This is a genomic window from Bacillus pumilus, from assembly GCF_900186955.1.
Taxonomy (GTDB): domain Bacteria; phylum Bacillota; class Bacilli; order Bacillales; family Bacillaceae; genus Bacillus; species Bacillus pumilus.
Window position 1 is genome coordinate 2,855,329 of the sequence record NZ_LT906438.1, and the last position, 20,425, is coordinate 2,875,753.

30 protein-coding genes are annotated in these 20,425 nt (G+C 47.7%); 5 read left to right on the forward strand and 25 right to left on the reverse strand.

Annotated features, from left to right (window positions below; translation table 11 throughout):
* Positions 1-4 precede the first annotated feature (4 nt).
* From CKW02_RS14900 to terL, 11 genes are all read right to left on the reverse strand, one after another.
* On the reverse strand, positions 5-379 hold the full coding sequence (locus tag CKW02_RS14900) for a minor capsid protein (RefSeq protein ID WP_034620088.1): 375 nt from the start codon (positions 377-379) through the stop codon (positions 5-7).
* Positions 379-789, reverse strand: a complete 411-nt coding sequence (locus CKW02_RS14905) for a hypothetical protein (protein WP_003213235.1) — start codon at positions 787-789, stop codon at positions 379-381. Before CKW02_RS14905 ends, CKW02_RS14900 begins: the two co-directional genes overlap by 1 nt.
* Positions 786-1,124 (reverse strand): hypothetical protein, encoded by a 339-nt coding sequence (locus CKW02_RS14910; RefSeq protein WP_003212696.1) that lies wholly within the window; start codon positions 1,122-1,124, stop codon positions 786-788. The genes CKW02_RS14905 and CKW02_RS14910 overlap by 4 nt, the downstream gene beginning before the upstream one ends.
* The gene (locus CKW02_RS14915; RefSeq protein ID WP_003212887.1) at positions 1,125-1,511 is read right to left on the reverse strand and encodes a hypothetical protein; all 387 of its coding nucleotides are present in this window, start codon (positions 1,509-1,511) and stop codon (positions 1,125-1,127) included.
* Positions 1,512-1,735: 224 nt separating this feature from the next.
* Positions 1,736-2,020, reverse strand: a complete 285-nt coding sequence (locus CKW02_RS14925) for a hypothetical protein (RefSeq protein ID WP_003213702.1) — start codon at positions 2,018-2,020, stop codon at positions 1,736-1,738.
* 49 nt (positions 2,021-2,069) lie between these two features.
* The gene (locus CKW02_RS14930; RefSeq protein WP_003212730.1) at positions 2,070-3,173 is read right to left on the reverse strand and encodes an SU10 major capsid protein; all 1,104 of its coding nucleotides are present in this window, start codon (positions 3,171-3,173) and stop codon (positions 2,070-2,072) included.
* 11 nt (positions 3,174-3,184) lie between these two features.
* A complete protein-coding gene (locus tag CKW02_RS14935) occupies positions 3,185-3,868 on the reverse strand; it encodes a phage scaffolding protein (protein ID WP_003213372.1) in 684 nt (227 codons plus the stop codon).
* Positions 3,869-3,931: 63 nt separating this feature from the next.
* Positions 3,932-4,762: a phage minor capsid protein gene (locus CKW02_RS14940; RefSeq protein WP_003213404.1), complete on the reverse strand. Its 831-nt coding sequence runs from the start codon at positions 4,760-4,762 to the stop codon at positions 3,932-3,934.
* Positions 4,762-6,363 (reverse strand): phage portal protein, encoded by a 1,602-nt coding sequence (locus CKW02_RS14945; protein ID WP_003213158.1) that lies wholly within the window; start codon positions 6,361-6,363, stop codon positions 4,762-4,764. The genes CKW02_RS14940 and CKW02_RS14945 overlap by 1 nt, the downstream gene beginning before the upstream one ends.
* Positions 6,364-6,366: 3 nt before the next feature.
* The gene (locus tag CKW02_RS14950; protein WP_003213159.1) at positions 6,367-6,792 is read right to left on the reverse strand and encodes a phBC6A51 family helix-turn-helix protein; all 426 of its coding nucleotides are present in this window, start codon (positions 6,790-6,792) and stop codon (positions 6,367-6,369) included.
* A gap of 17 nt (positions 6,793-6,809) precedes the next feature.
* A complete protein-coding gene (gene terL / locus CKW02_RS14955; RefSeq protein WP_003212832.1) occupies positions 6,810-8,576 on the reverse strand; it encodes a phage terminase large subunit in 1,767 nt (588 codons plus the stop codon).
* A gap of 102 nt (positions 8,577-8,678) precedes the next feature.
* Between terL and CKW02_RS14960 the strand changes: the two genes are divergently transcribed.
* Positions 8,679-9,224, forward strand: coding sequence for a tyrosine-type recombinase/integrase (locus CKW02_RS14960; RefSeq protein WP_003213737.1), 546 nt, complete (start codon positions 8,679-8,681; stop codon positions 9,222-9,224).
* 16 nt (positions 9,225-9,240) lie between these two features.
* Here the strand turns inward: CKW02_RS14960 and CKW02_RS14965 are convergent, their stop codons facing one another.
* The 5 genes from CKW02_RS14965 to CKW02_RS14980 all read right to left on the reverse strand — a co-directional run bounded on the left by CKW02_RS14965 (position 9,241) and on the right by CKW02_RS14980 (position 12,058).
* A complete protein-coding gene (locus CKW02_RS14965; protein WP_003213042.1) occupies positions 9,241-9,492 on the reverse strand; it encodes a hypothetical protein in 252 nt (83 codons plus the stop codon).
* 391 nt (positions 9,493-9,883) lie between these two features.
* Entirely contained in the window at positions 9,884-10,174 is a 291-nt protein-coding gene (locus tag CKW02_RS14970; protein WP_034620090.1) for a hypothetical protein, read from the reverse strand.
* Entirely contained in the window at positions 10,171-10,473 is a 303-nt protein-coding gene (locus tag CKW02_RS14975) for a hypothetical protein (RefSeq protein ID WP_003212657.1), read from the reverse strand. The genes CKW02_RS14970 and CKW02_RS14975 overlap by 4 nt, the downstream gene beginning before the upstream one ends.
* On the reverse strand, positions 10,470-10,637 hold the full coding sequence (locus CKW02_RS20170; RefSeq protein WP_155114459.1) for a hypothetical protein: 168 nt from the start codon (positions 10,635-10,637) through the stop codon (positions 10,470-10,472). Before CKW02_RS20170 ends, CKW02_RS14975 begins: the two co-directional genes overlap by 4 nt.
* Before the next feature lie 1,193 nt (positions 10,638-11,830).
* Positions 11,831-12,058, reverse strand: a complete 228-nt coding sequence (locus CKW02_RS14980; protein WP_003213475.1) for a helix-turn-helix domain-containing protein — start codon at positions 12,056-12,058, stop codon at positions 11,831-11,833.
* 118 nt (positions 12,059-12,176) lie between these two features.
* Between CKW02_RS14980 and CKW02_RS20330 the strand changes: the two genes are divergently transcribed.
* From CKW02_RS20330 to CKW02_RS20505, 3 genes are all read left to right on the forward strand, one after another.
* Positions 12,177-12,323 (forward strand): hypothetical protein, encoded by a 147-nt coding sequence (locus CKW02_RS20330; protein WP_169901767.1) that lies wholly within the window; start codon positions 12,177-12,179, stop codon positions 12,321-12,323.
* A 286-nt stretch (positions 12,324-12,609) separates the two neighbouring features.
* Positions 12,610-12,945 carry a hypothetical protein gene (locus CKW02_RS14985; protein WP_003212973.1) on the forward strand — a complete coding sequence of 112 codons (336 nt, stop codon included), beginning with the start codon at positions 12,610-12,612 and terminating at the stop codon, positions 12,943-12,945.
* A 196-nt stretch (positions 12,946-13,141) separates the two neighbouring features.
* The gene (locus tag CKW02_RS20505) at positions 13,142-13,318 is read left to right on the forward strand and encodes a DUF8096 family protein (protein WP_372706097.1); all 177 of its coding nucleotides are present in this window, start codon (positions 13,142-13,144) and stop codon (positions 13,316-13,318) included.
* A 42-nt stretch (positions 13,319-13,360) separates the two neighbouring features.
* Here the strand turns inward: CKW02_RS20505 and CKW02_RS14995 are convergent, their stop codons facing one another.
* From CKW02_RS14995 to CKW02_RS15010, 4 genes are all read right to left on the reverse strand, one after another.
* Positions 13,361-14,170, reverse strand: a complete 810-nt coding sequence (locus CKW02_RS14995; RefSeq protein ID WP_003213262.1) for a hypothetical protein — start codon at positions 14,168-14,170, stop codon at positions 13,361-13,363.
* A gap of 41 nt (positions 14,171-14,211) precedes the next feature.
* Positions 14,212-14,700: a hypothetical protein gene (locus tag CKW02_RS15000; RefSeq protein ID WP_003213448.1), complete on the reverse strand. Its 489-nt coding sequence runs from the start codon at positions 14,698-14,700 to the stop codon at positions 14,212-14,214.
* Between the two features lie 140 nt (positions 14,701-14,840).
* Positions 14,841-15,224, reverse strand: coding sequence for a sigma factor-like helix-turn-helix DNA-binding protein (locus CKW02_RS15005; RefSeq protein WP_003212850.1), 384 nt, complete (start codon positions 15,222-15,224; stop codon positions 14,841-14,843).
* The gene (locus CKW02_RS15010; RefSeq protein WP_003213638.1) at positions 15,224-15,973 is read right to left on the reverse strand and encodes an N-6 DNA methylase; all 750 of its coding nucleotides are present in this window, start codon (positions 15,971-15,973) and stop codon (positions 15,224-15,226) included. The genes CKW02_RS15005 and CKW02_RS15010 overlap by 1 nt, the downstream gene beginning before the upstream one ends.
* Before the next feature lie 77 nt (positions 15,974-16,050).
* Between CKW02_RS15010 and CKW02_RS15015 the strand changes: the two genes are divergently transcribed.
* Complete coding sequence (locus CKW02_RS15015; RefSeq protein ID WP_034620092.1) at positions 16,051-16,425, forward strand: hypothetical protein; 375 nt, start codon at positions 16,051-16,053, stop codon at positions 16,423-16,425.
* On the opposite strand, the gene CKW02_RS15020 is transcribed toward CKW02_RS15015, so the two are convergent.
* From CKW02_RS15020 to CKW02_RS15045, 5 genes are all read right to left on the reverse strand, one after another.
* The gene (locus CKW02_RS15020) at positions 16,404-16,964 is read right to left on the reverse strand and encodes a nucleoside/nucleotide kinase family protein (RefSeq protein ID WP_034620093.1); all 561 of its coding nucleotides are present in this window, start codon (positions 16,962-16,964) and stop codon (positions 16,404-16,406) included. The two genes, CKW02_RS15015 and CKW02_RS15020, sit on opposite strands and share 22 nt — an antisense overlap.
* Positions 16,961-17,818, reverse strand: coding sequence for a hypothetical protein (locus CKW02_RS15025; RefSeq protein ID WP_034620094.1), 858 nt, complete (start codon positions 17,816-17,818; stop codon positions 16,961-16,963). Before CKW02_RS15025 ends, CKW02_RS15020 begins: the two co-directional genes overlap by 4 nt.
* Before the next feature lie 165 nt (positions 17,819-17,983).
* A complete protein-coding gene (locus tag CKW02_RS15030; protein WP_003212888.1) occupies positions 17,984-18,496 on the reverse strand; it encodes a 3D domain-containing protein in 513 nt (170 codons plus the stop codon).
* Complete coding sequence (gene thyX, locus CKW02_RS15035; RefSeq protein WP_034620166.1) at positions 18,496-19,269, reverse strand: FAD-dependent thymidylate synthase; 774 nt, start codon at positions 19,267-19,269, stop codon at positions 18,496-18,498. The genes CKW02_RS15030 and thyX overlap by 1 nt, the downstream gene beginning before the upstream one ends.
* A gap of 489 nt (positions 19,270-19,758) precedes the next feature.
* Positions 19,759-20,295 (reverse strand): dUTP diphosphatase, encoded by a 537-nt coding sequence (locus CKW02_RS15045; RefSeq protein WP_003212610.1) that lies wholly within the window; start codon positions 20,293-20,295, stop codon positions 19,759-19,761.
* Between the last annotated feature and the right edge of the window lie 130 nt (positions 20,296-20,425).

Consider the following 20,425-nt stretch of genomic DNA (forward strand, 5'->3'; position numbering starts at 1 on the left):
GCCCCTAAGGACGCTCTACGCAATCGAAATTTAATGAGTATATCGGACGATCAGATTCGTCGTCTCCTAAATACAGCGGCGCCGAGTTATTGCAGCGCATTTGTACGATTGAGCTTTCGCCGACCTGTACTTCGGACAGATTCGTAAGCGCATCGTATAATTCGAACGCTTTGTCTTCCGTGCCTGCGCCGTCTCTAGCTTCGCCGCGCACGAGTATTTGAAAGGACGGCCGCTTTAGTCCGGTATACTTAGACGTCGGAAATCCTCCCGTCAACTTGACCGAGATTGCGGCGCCTTTACTATCTACCGGAAATTTATTTACGTAATATTTTCCGTCAACTTTCGACTCAATGAAATCGATAAGTTCACCTACACGCATTAGATCAGCCCCCTACGAACGCCTTCAGCGATCCAGCGTACGTATTTCTCGGCGTTTCCTTTTAACGGACGTTCGAGATATTTGTTGCCGACCTCGTATCCGTCAATGCCGCCTGCCGCTTGCGATGCTGGTCCGAGGTTGTAGTCCATTTCGTGGGTCCATATCGCGTAGTTGAATCCGCCTTCTACTGCTCGGAAAGAAACGTCTACGACCGCCTTGCCCTTCGCGAGTTTGTAGTTTTTCTTGATACTCGCGCGTAAGGTTCCTTTGTCGATCGGCGCGATGTTCTGCGCAATTCTACCGAGATCGTCGCCGGAATCACCTAACGCCTGCGCGGCGCTTTCTAGGGCGCTTCGACTTGCGTTGTTAATGCCGGTTATGAAACTACTCGCATCAAACGTAAAACTCATAGATACACCTCCGTCAATAGCGCTTTACCATCGATGTGTCTCTTAACGTTGATTTCCTTCGGTCTCTTTTCCATTGTTTCTCCGAGTTCATTCGTATAAGAGATTACGTCGGTATAGCGCACGTCAGCTAGGCGATCTAATAGAATACGAGCCGATGCGACGGCCTCTTCGGATTTAACGACGCCATTGTTGCGCGCCTTGACTACGGTCGATCCTTCATCGATGCGGCATTTAAGCGTAAATTCTTCGGCTTCATTTATCGGATTTCCCCAACGGTCTAGCTCGTCAGATGGGCGCTTCACCATAATAGTTTGGCGCATTGGAAACATCGCCATTTACAGCACCGTCCTTCTGATTCGCTTGCCGCCGAATTTGACGTCGTTTTCTTCTTCTATAGCTACGATCGATTCTTTCGGAATCAAGTCTTCGTCTTCCACTCGCAATGTGTCCTTATAGTTAAACGAGCCGACTCCGGTGATCGAGAACGAAGAAATACCGTGCTTGTTCAGTCGGTTCGTATCGTTGTACGCGATCGCTAGGACGTTAACAAACTCGTAAACTGCTTTGTCGGGTATGATGTACTTAGAAAAGACGCGCGTCAAAGTCGAAGAAGCTCGGTTTAATAGCCGACTCTTCTTCTCCTCATCTGCGTCGATCCAATCCTCGGTATCTACTAAAAACGTGTTAATGTAGTCGTTTGCGCCTTCGACTGTAGCCGCCAATCGCCCCACCTCCTGTTATTTTGCGGAGGACTTACGGGCGGGCTTTTTAGCTGGCGCCGACTTCGGTTTATCCTCCGTTTTTATACACGTAACCCACTTCGGGCACAATCCGTCTAGTAGCTCGATCTCGTCCGGGTCGTCCGTCTCATACGTTCCGTTGTGGTCAAATACAATCTTTTGAGAACTTCCGATCATATAAAAAGGTGTCGCTTTATATACAACCATTAGCTAGACCCCTTTCCCTCTAACGCCTCCAAACGACTTCGATAATCGTCTAAAATCGTCTTGACTTCCGTATTAAGATTATCGAGAAAAACACTGCCCTTTCCGATGGTTCGAGAGTTTACAGCTCCATCCCCAATATGCCTATTTTTAATTGTGCCATCCTCAATAACTAATGACCCGCCTTCAGAAGATTGAAGGTTTTGTATAATGTCACCCAATTTCAACTCATTCGCAATAGGCATTGACTCGTTTAGTCGTTGTTTTTGACTCTCCGTTATCGCCAAATGTATTTCCTCCTTTCAAAAATAAAAGACGGGCAATTAAGCCCGCCGATTAAGATACAGTCGTCGCGATGTTTTCAAGAATCGCAATTTTTTCGTTAGCGTTTTTAACTTTGATTCCGTATTCCCCGCGAATCTGTCTTGCAACAAAGTCTGCGCCCGGAACACTTGCGTCTGTATCGTATACAGAACGTCCAGTTAAAGGATGTAACGAAAGGATGCTTCGGTCGAACAAAGCGATCTTATCTTTCGGGAAGTTAGGGTCAACAATGACCGTAGCGACACCGCCGCCAACCATGTCCGAAACAAACGTGCTGATTCTGTGGCCAGTAGCTGCGTCTGTACGTTCAGTTCGGATAGTGTCTGTCGCCATTTTGGAAATCTGACGAGCACCCGCTGTATTCGTTAAGATTGTATTCACAGAACCGCCTCGGAGATATACTTGCTCCATCAATGCGTTAATATCTTTAGCTTCTACTTCTTTTCCTTCTAAATTCGCTTTTGCTGATCCTTTAAGATTAGCGAAGTTTAAAAGGCCGCCAGTCATACGTGGCTTACCGTCGATTCTACGTCCATAAATCAACCAATCGTTGAACTCGCGCGCCATTTCTTTCAGTCTTAGTTGCACTTGGTAGTTGAGTTCATCCGTTACGTTGTGTGTTCTAACAGCTTGTTGTGTGTTGGAAACTGCCGCATATCTTTCGATGATCTGCGTGAAGTTGTAATCAACATAGCGGTCGTGCCCCTCGTCCATACCTACGCCTGCACCTTCGTTTTGCGGGCGTGAAACAATTCGCAATTCAGAGCCCGCTTTTAGCGTTTCCTGAGTAGTGCCGTCGAATCCTCGAATAACTGTCAGCACATCTCCCGAAACGTCGGTAACTTTAAGATATTCCTCCCCGACAACAACGATAGCGTCTTTACGGAACTTAGATCCGTCATCTTCTGCGACAGTAATCTTACCGTCTGCCCCCACTTCTTTAATCGTTGCTAAGTTCGAGTTTAAACGATCTGACATCCACTCGAATTTAGTTTGGAAGAGAGCCTCACCATTTAGTCCCACAAGCCCTAAAAGAGTCGGCTCGTCTTGCAGAATTAGCTCGATTCCCGCGTCCAACTGACGTACTTGATCCTTAAAATCATAACTCTTTAACATTTAGTTTCCCCCTAGTTATTTAGTAGACTCTTTAGTTTGTTAGAAAGCTCAACAACCTTTGAAAAGTTTTTTTCCTTTTTCGCAGTAGTTAACTGAGCTTCTAATGTCTTGATTTCTCCACCCGATCCTCCTCCATTTGTAGGTTGGCCTATTGGCTTACTATTTTGAGTGGATTTAATCAGGTAAGGTTTATTGTCAACGATCTCCCGAACAACACCTTCTATTCCGTGCACTTTACCCTCCTCGACCTTAACTTCCGATAAGTCTGCGAGACGTAATGCGTCATCAATATAAGCGATGCCGTGAGCCGTAGCAACCTTAATAAACTCGTTCGTAACTTTGTTTTGTTCGTCCGCTTTTTTAAGATCCTCGATCTGCTTCGCAAGAGACTGTTCCGCCTCCGATTTCGCTTCGAGTTCCTTTTTGATGCGGTCGAGTTCCGTCAGTTCTGCGTCTGCCTTTTCTTGCTCCGCTTTTTCATACGCGCTTAGCTTCTCTTTTAAAGCGTCATAGTCTGCGTATTTAGAGACAGCGCGTTTAACGCGAGACGTAATCTTCTCGTCAAACTCTTCCTGCGTAAGCTCGATTTTCTTCGGCTGATCCTCGCTTGGTTGCGTTGGCGTTTGTTCTTCCGCCTGACCCCCGCCTGCTTGATCATCTGCGTCAAATAACGGCATAAATCGTTTTACAAACATATCGTCCTCCAACCGTTTTAAGGCCGTCGCCTATTAGATAAAACAGCCGTTTAGTTTAACGTCTTAACGTTCGGACAATAAATCTTCGCTTCTGATCGGCGAATATACGTGCTTACACCGCGGATGAAATATCTCACCCGTCGCTTGCAATTCGTCGTATGTTAAATAAGGACCCGGCGCATCTATCGTAAGTTTCATGATCTCGCCTTCGTGAAAACGGCAGTAATCCGAAGCCCCGTGCGATGATATTTGCGCATACAAAACACCGCGACTAACGGCTTCATTGCTCGTTGCTTCGCGGTATGTCTGCATCATTTTCGTTCGGGTCACCATGTCGGCGTATACTTCCGGCTTCCAGCGCCGTCCTTTTGCGTCGACGATTCCGGTCATGACGGATTCTTTGAGTCGCTTTTTTATGTCGTCTCTTATCGTCCGTCTTCCGTTTGTACCCGACGCCATGTTGTACTTGATAGAGTCGGAAACGGCGCGCCTGACTGCGGATTTTGTTTTCCGGTCTACATTCTGCGTGACCGCTAAAAGGTCCGCTTGTGTGTCCGCAATAGCTGCCGCGACCATTGCTTCGTTTAACTCGTTGAACTTTACGATAAGAGCCGCTTGTTCAACTGATTCCGCAATCTTAAGTGAAACCAGCGTATTTATTACGCCTTCTCTCGCAGCAATAGGCACGTTCTCACTGACCCACCGCGCCGACTTTGTATCGAGGTCGGCTAAAATACGGCTGATCGACTGAAGTGTAGCAAGCGCATTGGCTCGTCGGAAATCAGAAATATCGACGCGATCGAGTTCGGAGAGGATGTCTTTTATGGCGGTTCGATAATAGCCGGCAAGCTGCTTCGTTTGGTAATCGTATTTAGGTGCTGGTACTTTCGCCATTACTCATCGTCCTTAGGTTTCGACGTCGCTTCCGTCTCATTAAAGATCGACGCATCTACAAAGCCATTTGCGGAAGTTTCGTCTTCTTCAATGCGGCGCATAATTTCATCCGCCTTTTCGTCGTCAACGTCATCCATCGCCTTGATTGCGCTCCTTACGTCAAGTGTCGGTTTACCCGCCGTTCTGATCTGCATGATCTCCGCCCACTCTTTTTCATTCTGCGGAATACCATCGTTCCAAACAGCGCGCGGATACACAGCCTCGTCGATTTTAATACGTTTGACCGCCTTCTCTAAAAGCATACACGTCCACAGCGCGTCTCGGATCGCTCTATCATAGTGCGCTCTTATTCGTTTTACCTTCGAAAGAATCGGCATAAAGCGTGCTTTAATTGCGGCGCCGTCTGTATGAGACGTTCCCGTTCCTCCGGAGTTATCTCCCGACATTACAGTCCCAAAAAGCCACTGCGGTGTTTCTGATTGCATAAATACGCTACTAAATAAGACATCGAGTTCCTTAAAAGCCGCGTCCAGTTGCGCTTGCCATACCATATATCCCGGCGTCGGATCGTCTTTTGTTACTGGAATATAAGCTCCGCCGAATTTTACTGTATCGCCGTCATCTTGAATTTCAGGCCCATACGCTGTAGGATCGCTGTGTTTCCATAGAATATAATCGATCTGTACTAATCGATCGTTAATCGCAGCAAAGGTCGTTTCTAGCTTTTCTAGTCCGCCAATTCCGAAGAACTCGTCGTCAATCGACTTGTATGGAACATGAAAGACCGGGATATGTGGTAGATGCGTTTCCTCGATATCTTCTTCGCGACCTGTCGGCAATTGATCACCTATCTTAAATACAGGTACCGGCGTGCCAGTTGACGTATCAACTCCGTTTTCATTCAAACGATGTTTCGAGTACAGAATATAGCCGGGTATGTGTCGTTCTACGTTTAAAAACGGAATCTCCGTCTTCTCCGTCTCGACCCACTCAACTTGCGCAATGTTGACCGCTTTTAGCTTCTTGACGTTTCCGGCGCTAAACTCCGGAAAGACTGCGCCAGCGCTAACGTGTTCAATGATCGCTTCCATTTCGGCATCTGCCGGCACAGATAAGCCGAGTTTCTCAACTTCCGAAAAGTCTTGGCGGTATCCGTACCGTACCTTAAACCATGAATCACCGCGAAATCCGTTAGCCGTTGCGCTTTCGTGAAGAAGTTGATTAATGTCGTTTTCCTCTACGTAGCGATTCAGCGCTTTTTGTTCCTCGCTGTCGTCGGGTAGCCCACTTTCGAATTGAACCGGTTCGCCTACGAGAAGGTCAGCCGGCTTAGTTACGAGAATGTCGGCAAGATTGACCGCGATATATAGCTTCTTTAATTGCTCGGCTTGTGGCGAGTCTTTGAGCACCTCGGTTGCACGCTCATAAACGTCTCGCTGTCGTCCTTCAAACAGCTTTTTCATGCGCCGATATTTCGCTAGCCGTTCAATTGAATCAACCGGAGGAAACTGCGCGCCGGGGCGGATGATGCTATACGTTTTCGTATGCGATCCGTCGTCGGGTTCGTGGTTGCGGTGCTTAAATAAGTCCGTAAAACCCATCGCTTATTCCTCCTTTAGAAGTGCGTCTAACTTATCCGCTTCATTTTGAATATCATCGACTGACTCGTCGGTTGTTGTGTTGTCGGTAATAATTTGCTTTTCGGTAAGCAGTCCGTATCGTTTCATGAATAAATCAATCGCTTTAACGGATGGTTGCGGACCCTTGATCAGCTTCATTAATTGACCGTATACTTCCGACCTGTGACTAGAAAGCATGTCATCCGCAAGTAAATTCATGTATTCAATGAACGCGGAATCCTGCGTTCGCCATCGATACAACCCCATTCGCGACATCCCTAGTTCTTCTGCGAGTTGCTCCTGCGTTTTCTTCTCGCCGCCTTCCGGCATAATTTCATTCAAAGCGCAGGCCTGGGCGGCTTTCCGCTTCTCAAACGACAATTGCGCCTCTAGCTGCTTAATTCTCGACATTTAACGTCCCCCTTTCGTTACATAAATTTTGGCTTCTCCTGAAGCATCGTTTTCGCTCGCTTGCTGACACTCACCGCCATTTCTAACGCATCCGGTAGGTCATCGTGCCAATTCGAGCCGTACCGCTCAAACTGCTCGAGTAAGAGCGTTTGACTGCGGTGAAATTCGATCTCACCTTTTTCGATCTGCGGCATGAGTGCTTCGATACGGAGTTCTTTCCGCGATCGTTGATTTATTTTTGTGACGCGCGATCCAGCCGGGTATCCTTGTACTACCAACTCGCGTTTCAGCGTATCAATGAAGAACTCTTGCGCCATTTGAGACTCTGCCGCTATTCGATCGGGTAGGTACTCGATAACCTTCTCCACAATCCTGCGCAGAAACTTATCGGGATGTATTCGTTCTCCGTAAGCGTCAATGACGTAAATCTTTCCGGTCTTTTTATGTTTTGCGATTGTCACGATTGCCGAGAAGTCTCCGCGTTCTTTACCCATTGCGAAATCTATTCCCATATAAACGGCGTAGTCTTTACGATTAAGTTTAAAATCCGTCCAATACGAAAAGAATTCCGGCTTGAATAGCTGCGAATCCTCGTCGATTGGATTATTCATAAATTCGGTATTGAACGCCTTTGTGCCGATATTGACCTTTTCGATCATCAGCGCAGGCAAAGGAAAGCGACCCGGCCATAAAACTTCGGCACCTTCGTCCATCTCCGCTTTATGTTCTTCATAGAAACGGATAGCTGCACGCGCATTCGGCGTAGACATTGAGTCTTCCGATTCTGCTTGCATCATTTCCTCGACTTCTTCATCGCTTGGTACGTACTCTTTGTATATACGTTCAAATTCAGCCCATAGGTCGGTCCTCTTCGGCGGCTTGATGATCGCCGGAAAACTGTTTTTAATGAAGTCGCGACGTTCTTGCAGTACGTAGTTCAGCAAACTATCGAAGTGTACAAGTGTTCCCATGAAAATAAATGCGGTTTTCGTAGGATCACCCGCTGGCATAAGGTCTTGGTTGAGCCAATCCTTCGCCTTTTGTCGCAATTCGGGCGTATTGTTCGAGTCTAACGATTCTAAGTCGTCTAACAAGACTAGATCTGGTCGTTGCGAACCATTACGGAATCCCCGAATCTGAGTTCCGAGCGATGTCGCTTCCATTTTGATTCCGGTCGTTGTTATAAAAGCCGTCTCGGAATCCTTTTCGTTGCGCGTCTTTTGTTCGTACAGGACCTCGCCAAAGTCTTCGCGTAGCTTTTGATTGTACTTAAGCTGTCCCGCGACCCATTTAATGAATTTGATCGATCCGGCGTTCGTTTCCGAAATAATCAAGATCATGCGTCGCTTTTTATACACGATTTCACGCACCGGATAGGCATTCGATAGATACGCCGACTTTGCATGTCCCCTCGAAGCCGCCCAAGCGATACGAGCCGTTTTATTTCGGTTAGATACCGAGTCGAGGATCGACGATAACTTGGCGTGGAAATTCGGCGCGTCGTCCATGTCTACCGCGGTCGTCGGCACGAGGTTATCCGGATTTCCTTGGTTTCTTGCTTCCGAAAAATATTCGTAGAAGAAATAGAGCATATCGACCTCGGCACGGTGTACCCGTTTTAGTTTGGTGAGTTCGTCGCGGTCTTTCCGCATAAGATCGACATGGTAGTCCGAGTGTTTTCCAGCTTTGATAATGTCGCGTAACTTCTTCAGCCGCTCCGTGACGGCCTCTATCCGCGCCTGTCTTTCTTCACGTTCTAAAAACTTGCCGTTTATATACGCCAAGGTATCGTCCTCCTTCCGTCTATTTGCCGTTGACTTACCGTATTCGTTATCGTATAATGAATGTAACTTAAAAATAATTAAAGTACATTGGAGTGAAGACGTATGGCTAACGAAGTGAACCCGATCAAAAGTAAACGTGATTTCAATAAATTAAAAAACGCCCTCAAACCGGGGCGCGACCGTCTGTTATTGCAATTAGGGACGGCTTTTGGGCTGAGAATCTCCGATTTACTTTCGCTTAAGGTCGGCGATCTTCGCGGCCAAACGTCTCTTAAAATAACCGAAGCCAAGCGCAAAAAAACGCGTGTCATTACGTTTTCGACATCCGTCAAAAAGCTCGTCAATGAACTCGAAGGAGCCGACGATGACTACGTATTTGCCAGCCGAAAGGGCGCCAAGCCGATCAGCCGCGTTCAAGCCTACCGTATTCTAAACGAGGCAGCCGAGCGCGCCGAGATCGCTAAAAAGATCGGCAACATCGGTACTCATACGTTGCGTAAGACGTTCGGCTACCGTTTATATGAAATGGATATCGCAGTCGACCGGATCATGGCTATACTCGGACACTCTTCCGAAAAAGATACGTTAAAATACATCGGTATCACTGCCGATGAAATTTCGGACGCATACGAAAGCATCGCGATTTAGATCGTGGTGCTTTTATTTATTCCGAAAAATCTACGCCGACCCGACGCCAGTCGAGCGCATACGGTGATTCTACAGTTCCACAGCCGCCTTTTCTGCGATTATTTGGCGTCTTTTCATACCCTCTCATCGCCGCGTCTAGTTCAGCTAACGCCTTCGCCGCGTCTTTTGCTGCGCGCTGGACCGCTTTTAGTCCTTTAATAGCTTTCGAAACATCTACTTCTACCTTTACGTTTAAATTGCCGACTGATTCGCGTTTGTTTTCCGCCATTCACGTCATCCCCTTTGTCCGTTTTATTGCTGCGCATTTGAACGCAAGCACAAAAAGACCTCCGGCGCTGACCGGAAGCCTCGTTCTGATTGCGACATTATTACACGCTTTCCGGCACGTATTTTACGTCCCCGCCGGCGGAGAATCCTTAGTCGCGTAAGAATATGCGGACGAGGATTTGCACCTCGCATGTCAGCCGAGCTTTCTGACTCACGAGTTTTTAGCGGGTTCACTCCCGATTCTCCTATGCTTTCGCACATGATAAGCGTCTACCTATTTCGCCACCGCATCTTTAAAAATAACACGAAATTAACGCTTTTCACCGTCTACCCTTACGAATACCCTAGTCGGATACCAAAACGTCTAATTTCGTGCATTTTACCTGTTAAAATCATTGTGCTAGTCCGTATCGTTTCCGCAATACTTTCATATCGGCGTCGATTTCCGCTTTTAACGCGTCGATTGAAGCCGGTTCTGATCCGTCCGTAAGACGTAATTGCTTAAGCGTTTCTATTTTCGTTCGTATCGCGCTGTTTGTAATCGCGGTCGGGTAATGCGTGCCGCAGACGATGCATTCAAAGTACGTTTCGACGAGGCCTTTTCGGACGGTGCGTTCTTTTAATGCGATGGCGGTCCGTTGATTGCATGCGTCGCAGGTGGCGAAAGTAGGTAGCGTGGTCAAGAGCGATCGCCTCCTCGTAAAGTCACCGTCTCGAAATAGAACACGCCCGGCTCATCCGGACATAATGGAATTTCTTGCGGCTGCGTTTCCGCACTTTTCGCAATAAGCCGATAGTTACTCGTTCCCCACGTAAGTCCGTTTGGATCTACGAAAGTTTCCTGCTTAATTTCATAGCCGTCTAATTGCGTTAAGTCTTCCGGTCGCTCAACGCCTAGAAAGATACGAACCATTTCGCTAGTTTCTCTCGTTAAGTAGCGATTTTCCGCGATACGAATGCATCCGTCCATGAATGACGTCACCCTAGCGACCTCCTTCTCGTTATTAAATGCATATCCCACATGAACAACGCATCCGAAGCCGTCAGATGAAATCCGTATCCTGCCGTGTATTTCAGTCGATCAAAATCGAACCGATACGGCAATTTGAAGCTTACGTCTGATGGAACGATTTTATAGCGTCTCATTCGAACGTCTCCTCTACGTTTAATTAGCGTGTTAACCCTCCACCCGCTCCGAGAAACTTCGGATAGCTACGACCGCGCGATTCGCAGCATAACGTATGTCTACGTACGGGTAGACGATTAACACCCCGAGTTTAAAAAATTGTGCGCAAGTTTTGTTCACTAGATTCCGCGTTTTCGTTTGGGGCGCTTGGGGGCGGGCGGCTTCGTCTCTTTTTCGCGATTATTATTGAATAACGCATTCATAACGTTGCATAACGAAAGTAACAAAAAGACTTTCTGTTACATTCGCATTGATGACGAACGTTGATGCATCGCAGTCGGATGCCGTTAGACCGACGCAACGAAACGAATGAACTTTATGCATCGCACCAGCCCCGCCATGCCGCCATCCGTGCGGGCTACCTATGCCGGCCGGTATGTATAGGATCGTGCATAAACGGATTGGCTTCGGCTTCTGACCCCTCGAGTTTCGGAAGGCCTCGTCCGGTAGAGGCGGCTGCTTGGTTGCGGATGTCTTCGCCTGTCCCTCACCGTCACCCTGCCGTCCGCCTTCGTACTATATTATATACACCGTCTGTGCCTGCCGTTACATAGCGGCTGCAAGACGGTACCCTATTCGGCTTATCAATCGCTGCCTATCGTCTTGACTACGGTATCCCTGCCGTTAGTATGTTACGTTCATTTACGTCCTTCTATAACGTAAGACAGCATATACGTACGTTACGCAAGTATATCTACGCAATGGAGACGAATATTCATCGTTTATATGTCCGTCTTATTAACGTTGTCCTTTCCGTAGTTACTTAAGTGATAGCGACCTCGGCTCCGCCTCGTCCGCAATTAATAAACCGCCGTTATTCATTCATTATACATATTGCGTATATGTGAGACGGAGCGTAGCGGAGGATCACTAGGTTTAAGATTTAGAAGATAAGAAGTAATTTCCGACCTCAAAACGCTGTATCCCACGTGGCTCTAAGCGCCAACCCCGTTTTCTCTTGTACGAATAAAGTCGTACTTTTGGCGTTTTTGTACGAATGAAGTCGTATTGATTATCAGTTACCTCGACCTAATTGAGAATAGACGGAGGTATCTACGGCCTGACATCTCTGCTATAGCGTATTAACATTCATGTTAACGTATATTCATACGGATAACTGCACGCAAAAAAGAGACGCTCGTCCTGAACGTCCCTACTTCTCGTCTTTGCCTTCGTCCTCTATTTCGAATAGATCCTCGTACTTCCATCCGCCCGCTTTCATAAGCGCAACGACCTGCCAATCCTCGTGCCGACCATTCGAATCGAACCGCGAGATAGAACCCTGCGGAACGCCCGACGCTTCTGAAAGTCTTGTTTGCGTCCAGCCATCCGCCTTCATTAATTCCTTCAGACGCGGCCTAACGTTTATGTGCTTGCCCATCCGCACCACCTCCGTATTTATATAAGTAATTATACGATATCGAATATTATTTCGCAATATCCGTTGACATACGTTATACGATATCGTATAATAAAGGTACAGAAAGGAGGTGCACGAATTGATTGAACTAGCTACTAAAATATCCGTCTTGCTTGCGTCGTGGTTGGCGATCATCAAAACCGCAATGGAAATCACGGCAATGAAGAAGCAACGGAAAGCAAAGAAAAAGCGACGGTCTCCCTCCAAGAAGAAACGTCGCAAGTAAACGGACGGGGCGCTAAGCCCCGGTTCAATCAATTATACCACACATGCGCAAAATTAATACGCTTGATACGTTGCTCATTATCGTATTAGTCGCCTGGATAGCGTTCACGGATTACGCTAAATGGCAGCCGATAGACTGCGCAGCCGTCGCAACATTAATCATTTTCGGCTTTACGGTCGCTGTAAAATCGCTAATAAAATAAGACGTCGGCCAGCCCAGCCTATTACGACGCTACTAAGACGGAGCTGACGTACTAAAATCGTTAAAAATTCGAGGAGGTTTTTACATGAAAAAGACGAAATGGATGACGGCCATACTCGGCATATCAATCGCAGGAAACGCGGCACTAGGAATTTACGCGGTTAAACTAAACGACGACGTTGACGTAGCTTATCGCGTTGCCGACGACATGGCGCTCGAAGCAGAAACGGCGCAAGAAACGGTTCAGCGAGAATATATTGTAGAAGGCGCAGACTACGCGGTATCGGCAGACGATGGCGGCTTCGCTTTCAACCCCGACAAAGTTAACGCTAATCCCGGCGATCGGATTAGCGTAGAGTATACAAAAAAGCAGTACGAAGATGGCTCCGGCTATAAGAAAGTCGAAGTGATTGACGATTAAAATACGAAGGAGGACGACGATATGAAATTCCGCAGATTCTTGTACGGGTGGGCTAGGTTTTTGGGAGACGTAAACGCGGTGAAGAAAAACGACGTAGGCGGACGCATCATGCGCCGCGGCATCGGAAGGACTTTCGGTAAGTTGTTTAAATAGGCGTCGAGATACGTTATAATACGTAGGTTGTGAGGTGAAAGACGTGACTAGACCGCAGCCAGGCGATTATGACGTATCTGTCGTTTATGACATACGCGATATGCCCGACGTTAAGAGCGGACGGTGCGATAATTGCGATACGTCGAAGTTTAACAGTTCGATCAAAGGCGGAGTATTTCTCCGTAAATGTTCGAGATGTGGCATGACGAAACGAATATAGCGCAAAAATAAAGACGCCCTCTAAGGCGTCCTTTTCGTTTATTTAGCGTACCTTCTCAACGTTAAATAGCGCAATCAACGTTTTATCCGGCGCTTTAGATTGACGATAGAAAACGTTTGGATTAAACGTGTAGCGCTCCGGCTCACTGCCGACTTTAACGCGTGCTATAACGTACTCGCTTCCGAATTTCATCGCTTTAAGACGGCGGCCAAGCGTGTCTGGCACGACACCTATCGCGGCAGCTAGACCGGCTCGGCTGAACCAACGGATGGCTCTCGGATTAGATTCGTTAGGATTCTCGCATAGAGCGTTAGTATCGAAATGAATATACGGAAGCATACGATATATCAGACCGATGTCGGTCGCTTTGACTTCGCTGTAAACCCGTTTAATTTTGGCGCTATAGATTTTAACAACGTGCGGACTTCGGAAGTTACCTTTAAAATGATAACGTTCATTTACGGAATAACCCACGCCATCTTTTCGTATAATATCGTTTTCGATAGCCGCCGAAATGAAATCGTAGAAAGTCTGTCGCTTTTTCGTAAGCTGAAGAACGTCCATCATGTCCGAAGTATCCATCGGTGTCTTATCACGACTAGACTTGATTAAAAGACCGCCGTAATCAACGTAGCATTGCAAAAGCATTAAATATCCGCATTGAGCCGTTGTGAGGACGTCATATACTTCGTTTATATTCGGCATTTCCGCATTAGTAAATTCGCGTCTATCCTCCGTTTTATTTAATTGCTGACGGAAAGCAGCGTCTTGATTCCGGTGCCTTAACGAGTAGATACCGGATAGGTCTTCGCCTGTGTTAACGTCAATGATGCGCGGTTTATTTTGATTCATATATACGCCCCTTTTCGTATTTATCGCAAAACAAAAGACGCCTATTGAGCGTCTGATCTTACCGTTTTGATGCCGGTTGTTATATTTACGGTGAATTGTCCGCTAGACTTTCCATTGACGAAAGCGTTGTAGCGTTTGCGAGCCGTCTTATTACGTGCTTTTGCGTGCCGGTCCGTGAATAAGTTCTCGTAAGGAGACCGTGTGCTTCGTTTAGGTACGCCGCGATTAGTGCCTGTGATATCGTACTCCTCGGCCATCTTGTCCGATGCTTCGCCCGTCTTGCGTGTCTTTTCCATGCGTTCGGACATGATCGGGTATTCTTCGGCCGACATTTTATTGCGGCGCGTGTCCGAAAGTTCTTCGTACAAGATTAAGTCGGACAACCGTTCCAGTACGTTTTCGGGCGGTGTTCCGTCATATGCCGAGAGTAAAGCGTCTATTTCTGTGATTCGTTCTTCGCGCTCTAAGGCGCCGGCTTTTGTGCGTTCGTATAGAGCCGTAATGGCTTCGTGCAAATCATCCTTCGTCAATTAGGCGCCCTCCTCCGTATATGCATTCAGTAGTATCGATAATACTCGCGGTGAAATTCTCGGGTGGTTCATGGTATCGTAGCACCAGCGTACATAATCGCGTAATTGCTCGATTTCTTTCTTCGTTAATTTGCCCGCCATCATACCGCCCCTTTCGTCGCTCCGTACCCTTCGCCGTGTGACGCCCAGTAGTAATAAATGTCGACGATCTTATTTACCGCCATATTAATCGCAAAGTCTACAGCTTGTCGCGTAATGCCTAGCGCCGTGCCCGCCTGTGTTTGCGTTAAGTCATCGAAATAGACCAAGCGCAGGGCTTCGTATTGCTTTCCGGTCAAAGCCGCCAATTCAATAGCGCGGCTCAGGTCGATCAGAATATCACACGCAGCCATATCGCCCAAGAAACGCCGTTGTCTTAACGTTGTATACTCGGCTAGAAGTGCCTTGACGCCGTCGGGCCCGTCGAGCTTATACTGCGCTTCATACCGTAAGTGCTGGTCGGGCTTGTTCGTAGATGCGCCCATTACGACACCTCCCCATCAATTCCGCACAGTAAATGAAGGAATTTAGTTTCAGCGCTAACTGCGCCGAACTCCGTTGGGTTTATTACATGGGCGGGGATCTCTGTCGATTCGATGAGATCGTCATAGGGGATTAAGTCATCATCCCAAGTCACGTCTAACTCTTCCGCAGTGAAGTCGGTATATGGAAGTACGTTCAGTGCTGAGAAATGCATAAAGTCGTCATGGTCGTTTTGAATAAAAAACGCACCTTTACTTTTCCTAGTCAGGACGTCGCAATGCACGACAACGGCATTCATTCCTCGGAATAATAGATTAAACAACAGGAAAGGTATTGCGCGATCGCTCATCTCTTCGCAGTGATAGAAATACCACGAAGGCTTGTAATCAAACGGTGAGTGATTAATGCGATCAGATTGCCATTTTGCGATTGTAAGTCCGCCTGTACCCGCACACCCATCGTAGCTAGTAGTCGACTCAAGTCCGCCGTCAGTAACTCTCGCTAACAGGTCCGCCACACTACGCGGAGTAAAATCTTGTTTCTTGGTTTTTCTGTCCGCATGCTCATCCTGAAAGTATTCGTGAAACACATCCTTCTCAGTGAAATTAAGTTCCGGGTCCGCTACGAATTGTCGGAACACCTCCTCACGACGCTCTCGATCAAACAAAATCTCCATAAGCCTTGACGGAGCTTTATACGAGTCATCTATACCAAATATACGATTAATTTTCTCCGTTACTGATTCGCCCAATCATACCGCCTCCTTCGTTTGCTTTCCGTCCGTGAATCGACTATAATCGTCTTATATAATAAGAGAGGTGTATCCGTATGGCATTAGAGTGGATTTCCGCGGTCAGTAATACCGCGTACATAACGTTGGATAGTCAGAAAAGAATATATGTTAACGCTGCGGCTAGGGCTTTACTTGGTATACCGCCAAACACGCCGTTTCAACTTACGATCGGCTACGACAAAGATGAATCGTGCCTAGTCGTTGCAAAGCCGGAAATGGTTAAAGCGGACGTCCAGCCGTTCAATTTCAATAAAGATGCGTATAGTAAGCGTGCTCGACACGTTTTAGAAGGTGCTGGCCTCGAAGAACGTGAATTACCGTTGCGCCTCTTTTTGATTGGCGATGGCGAGACGTCTAAGCAGCCGCATCTAGCCTACCCGAAAGGTACCTACGCGTTCTCTTTGAGCTGATCGGCCATAATTTCGTCCAATCGCGCATATAAATCGTCAAGCATGCCGTCATTTACGATCTCATAATCGACTTCGAACCGGTCGAGCGCGGTTTCTGTCGGGTGGTCTAAGTCAGCCGACTTAAATTTGTCGCCGCGCCGTTTGGCACGCTCGATACGTAGTTCATCCGGTGCAGTAATACGGAGTACCTTAAAACCTCCCGCCTTGGCTCGTTTATACTCCGCAGGCTTCCGAATGTCCGTGATCAATATGCGGCTATCTCGGCAGCATCGCAGTTTCTCGTGGTCTTTGATACGGCGGAACAGATAATCGACCCATACGTCTTTTGCGCCAGGTACGTCTAATTCGGTGATTCCGTTAATGAAATCACGCATAGGCTGGCGCTGTTTGGCGTCGCCGCGTAGTTCCGGAAATAACTCGTAAAATAGCGCCTTACCTTTTGCGGAAAATGTGAACGGAAAGAATTCGTACATGGCTACGAGATAATCGACGGCTACGTCTTTACCGGCGCCTAGCTTACCCGTGATTGCGAGTTTCATAGGCCGGCCCTCGATAGACTTACGATTATCTGCGCGAACTCATCCGCAGTAAACGACAAGGCTCTCGGATCATCAGCCGTTACCTTTGCGAGCTGTTCGCCGAGACGGACTTTATCTTCGTGGAGGGCGTTGATTTCCGCTTGCATACGTCCGATCTCCGATTCGTAATTAGATACAACCGATTTCAGTTCGCATAGTCCGTTGCGAATCTCCGGAATATACCCCGGCCCCATTTCGTTCCATCCGAGAGCTTTTTCGAATTGTTCGTTTTTCCGCTTTAATTCCGCCACCTCTGCGCCTAGATTGGCAAGTACGGTGATGACGTCGGATTCTTGCGCCTCGGCAGCGTCTTGAACCGGAGTGAGGACGAGAAGCCGGTCGCTTTCTCCGTCGAAATAATCCTCTCCGCCGCGTTCGTCTTCCAAATAACAAGAACCATTGTCATATCTGACGTCAATATCTTTCACCACGCTGATATGACCGATCGGCATGTCGTAACTTTTAGTTACGATAATTTTTTCGCCTGCTTCCGCCTTACGATCTTCTAAACGGTAGCGCTCACCGTCAATGTGGATGATGTCGGTCGGCTCGAGTACGTGGTATTCCGTATGAAATATAGTGCCCTTATGGCTGAAGTCAGAAATGGCCTCAGCACTTCGTACGCAATCATCCGATTCCGAAAGAGCATCTACTGTAAAAATATCGCCTTCATTATACGGATCTTGACTACCGCTCTTCTCTACAATTACGATCTTCTCGCCAACCTCCGCGTTCCTATCCACCGCAACATATTCACGCTCAACACCGAGCTTTTCGTCCTTTAATACGTGTATGGTACGCTTTTCTTCCGTCATCATTCCGCCTCCTCGTATTGCGCTACATTTAGGTAACTTTCGATATCTTCGCATTCTATCCGTATACCGTTATCGAAAACTATTAAATGATCGCTTGCTTCAACAACTTTCGCGCCAACGATCGCAGTTAATCCGTCATAAACCACCTGAGCAACCTCCGCTATTTTATTTCGTTATGATTTCCGCCTCTAGCCGCTGTCGTCCGAATGCTTTCGCCTCGCCCACGCCCGCAACGTATAGATCGATATGACCTTCCGTAATTGCGCCGCCGCGATCTTCACATACCCTGACGCCGATGCCTTCGATATTCAGCCGCGTCCCGAACGCCAATGAAGGCGGACAGGCGATCGTATGACCCGTTTTGGTACGCGCGCCGCTTGCTGTTACTCCGTAGTCGGAATGGCCGGCTGACTTGCCCGTAGACTCGGCGCCGTTTGTATACGCAGTCACTTCGTATGTTTGCGCTAGTTTTGGCGGCGCCTTCTTGCGATTGACTACGTTTGGCGACGGTTTCTTAGCCGCCGCCTTCTTCAGCGCCTTTAATTCGCCCTCTAACGTCTTGATGCGCTGATTGGCTCGTTGTAAGGCCGCTTGATCATCCGTTAATATAGGCGCAGGCTTTTCCGTCGCTGGTTGCTGCGTACAAAGTAACCCGCACGCAAGCGTCATGGTCGACATTATACCGATGCAGACACCCCCTCGAAGAATTGCGCAGTCCACGGTTCGACTTCGACTACTTCTCGGCGAAGCGCTTCGGCTAGGTCGGCGATTTCCGCCTGTGCGCCGTTGCCCTTCCGTCTCTTAGCGTAGAAGTCTAGTAAAGCGCGTAGGTTAACGGTCAATACGAGATTAGTAGCGGCGGCTTGCGGTAGGACGGCGCGTGCATCTTCTGCCGGTACGCCTGCTTTACGCAAAAGATCGTAGCTCTCCTGAGCGTATTTCATTGCGTCATCAAAAACATCTTCCGCAGTTAAGTCGTAATCAGCACACTCTACTGCGGTCTTATCGCCCATAACCTTTTCCGGAACGACGTAATCGAAACCACCTGACCTATCACCGCTACCCATCCGCACATAACGTTGTGATTGGACGCTGAAGCTAAAGCCGACGCGGTGTCGTGTTAATTGCGCTAATAGGGCGCGGCTTACGCCTTCGATCGCAAAGGTGAACGTAATTCCTTCTAAAGTAGACGTATGTTTCGACGCAACAATCTGCCGAATAAGTCTATCCGCGTCAGAACCGGAAGTTCCATCCGATGCAGCCGACCCAAAATATTTAGCGCCTTCTTTAATCGCGATTTCAGACGGTTTGTTTGCGCTATAGCAAGTACGGATGGCTGTTAAAGCGAGGATCTTTCCGTCCGTCATATCCGTTAGTTGGTCGGAGGCCTTTTGTAATTTCGCTTTAAATTTATCGCTTAATTGCGTATGAAACATTAATTCAACTGACATTTTTGTTTCTGCCAAGACCCATCCTCCTCGTATCCCTATTTTTAAGTTGTTCCGCCATAGTTGCCCATTTGCAATTTTCTGGACAGTAGTTGCCGTCGTTATCGATCCGTTCAATTGTTAGGTTATCTTGATAACCGTTTACACTAGCCCATTTATAAAAAGTTTCGAAACCAGTTAGCCAGTCACTACAAATACTAATCCCCCTACCTCCGTATCTATGAAATCTTGGGTTGTTACTATTTAAGCACCTATCTTTCATATCCCCGTAAATCTGATAAATTCTAGTACTATGCATACCGTGTTTCGTGCTCGCAAGCCTCTTTAATTCACTACTCACACACCCGCAACTTTTAGTTCTTCCATTCTTAATATTTTGCGCAAGAATCCATTTTTCAGTTCCGCAGATGCATTTGGTTAAATAATACCTTCGACTAGAACTCGGTCGTTTGACTATCTTATTGCCTATGACCGTCAGATAGTTGTAAATCATTAACTAACCCCGCTGCTCCCGAAGCCTCCCGAGCCTCGCTCCGTATCTTCCAGCGCATCCACAACCGTAAAGGTCGCTTGCTCTACCGGTTTGATGACTGCTTGAGCTATGCGATCTCCTTTGCGGATACTGTACGTTCCTGAATAGACTGTACTCGGAAGATGAATACGTTCCCCATCGGCGGTGTCGATGTGCCAAGCACGCTTGTGAAATACGCTATGAGGTCCGGCCTCCAAATGCTTAGCGCCGAGTATTGTCGCATTATCCACGATCACGCCGACCTCGCCCGCATATCCGCTATCTACCGTCCCTAGCTGAACGCGAAGGTGCGTCTTTAACGTAATGCCCGAACGCGGTCGAATTTGCATTTCGTAGCCCGGCGGAATCTCGAACGCCAAGCCCGTCGGCACTAACACCGTCTCGCCCGGCTCGACAATGACGTCAGCCGCCGCATATAGATCGAAGCAGGCGTCCGTCGAGTGTGCGTATGTTGGCGTAGTTGCGTCGGCTGATAGCCGTTTAATATTTACGTTCATTGCGATTCCTCCTTCAGTGCGGCGAAAACGACCGCCAACATAGCTGCTTCAATAGTTAGAAACACCGTAAATGACTCGATTATTGACGGCTTAAAACAATCTAACCACGTTATAAATCCGACTAGTGCTA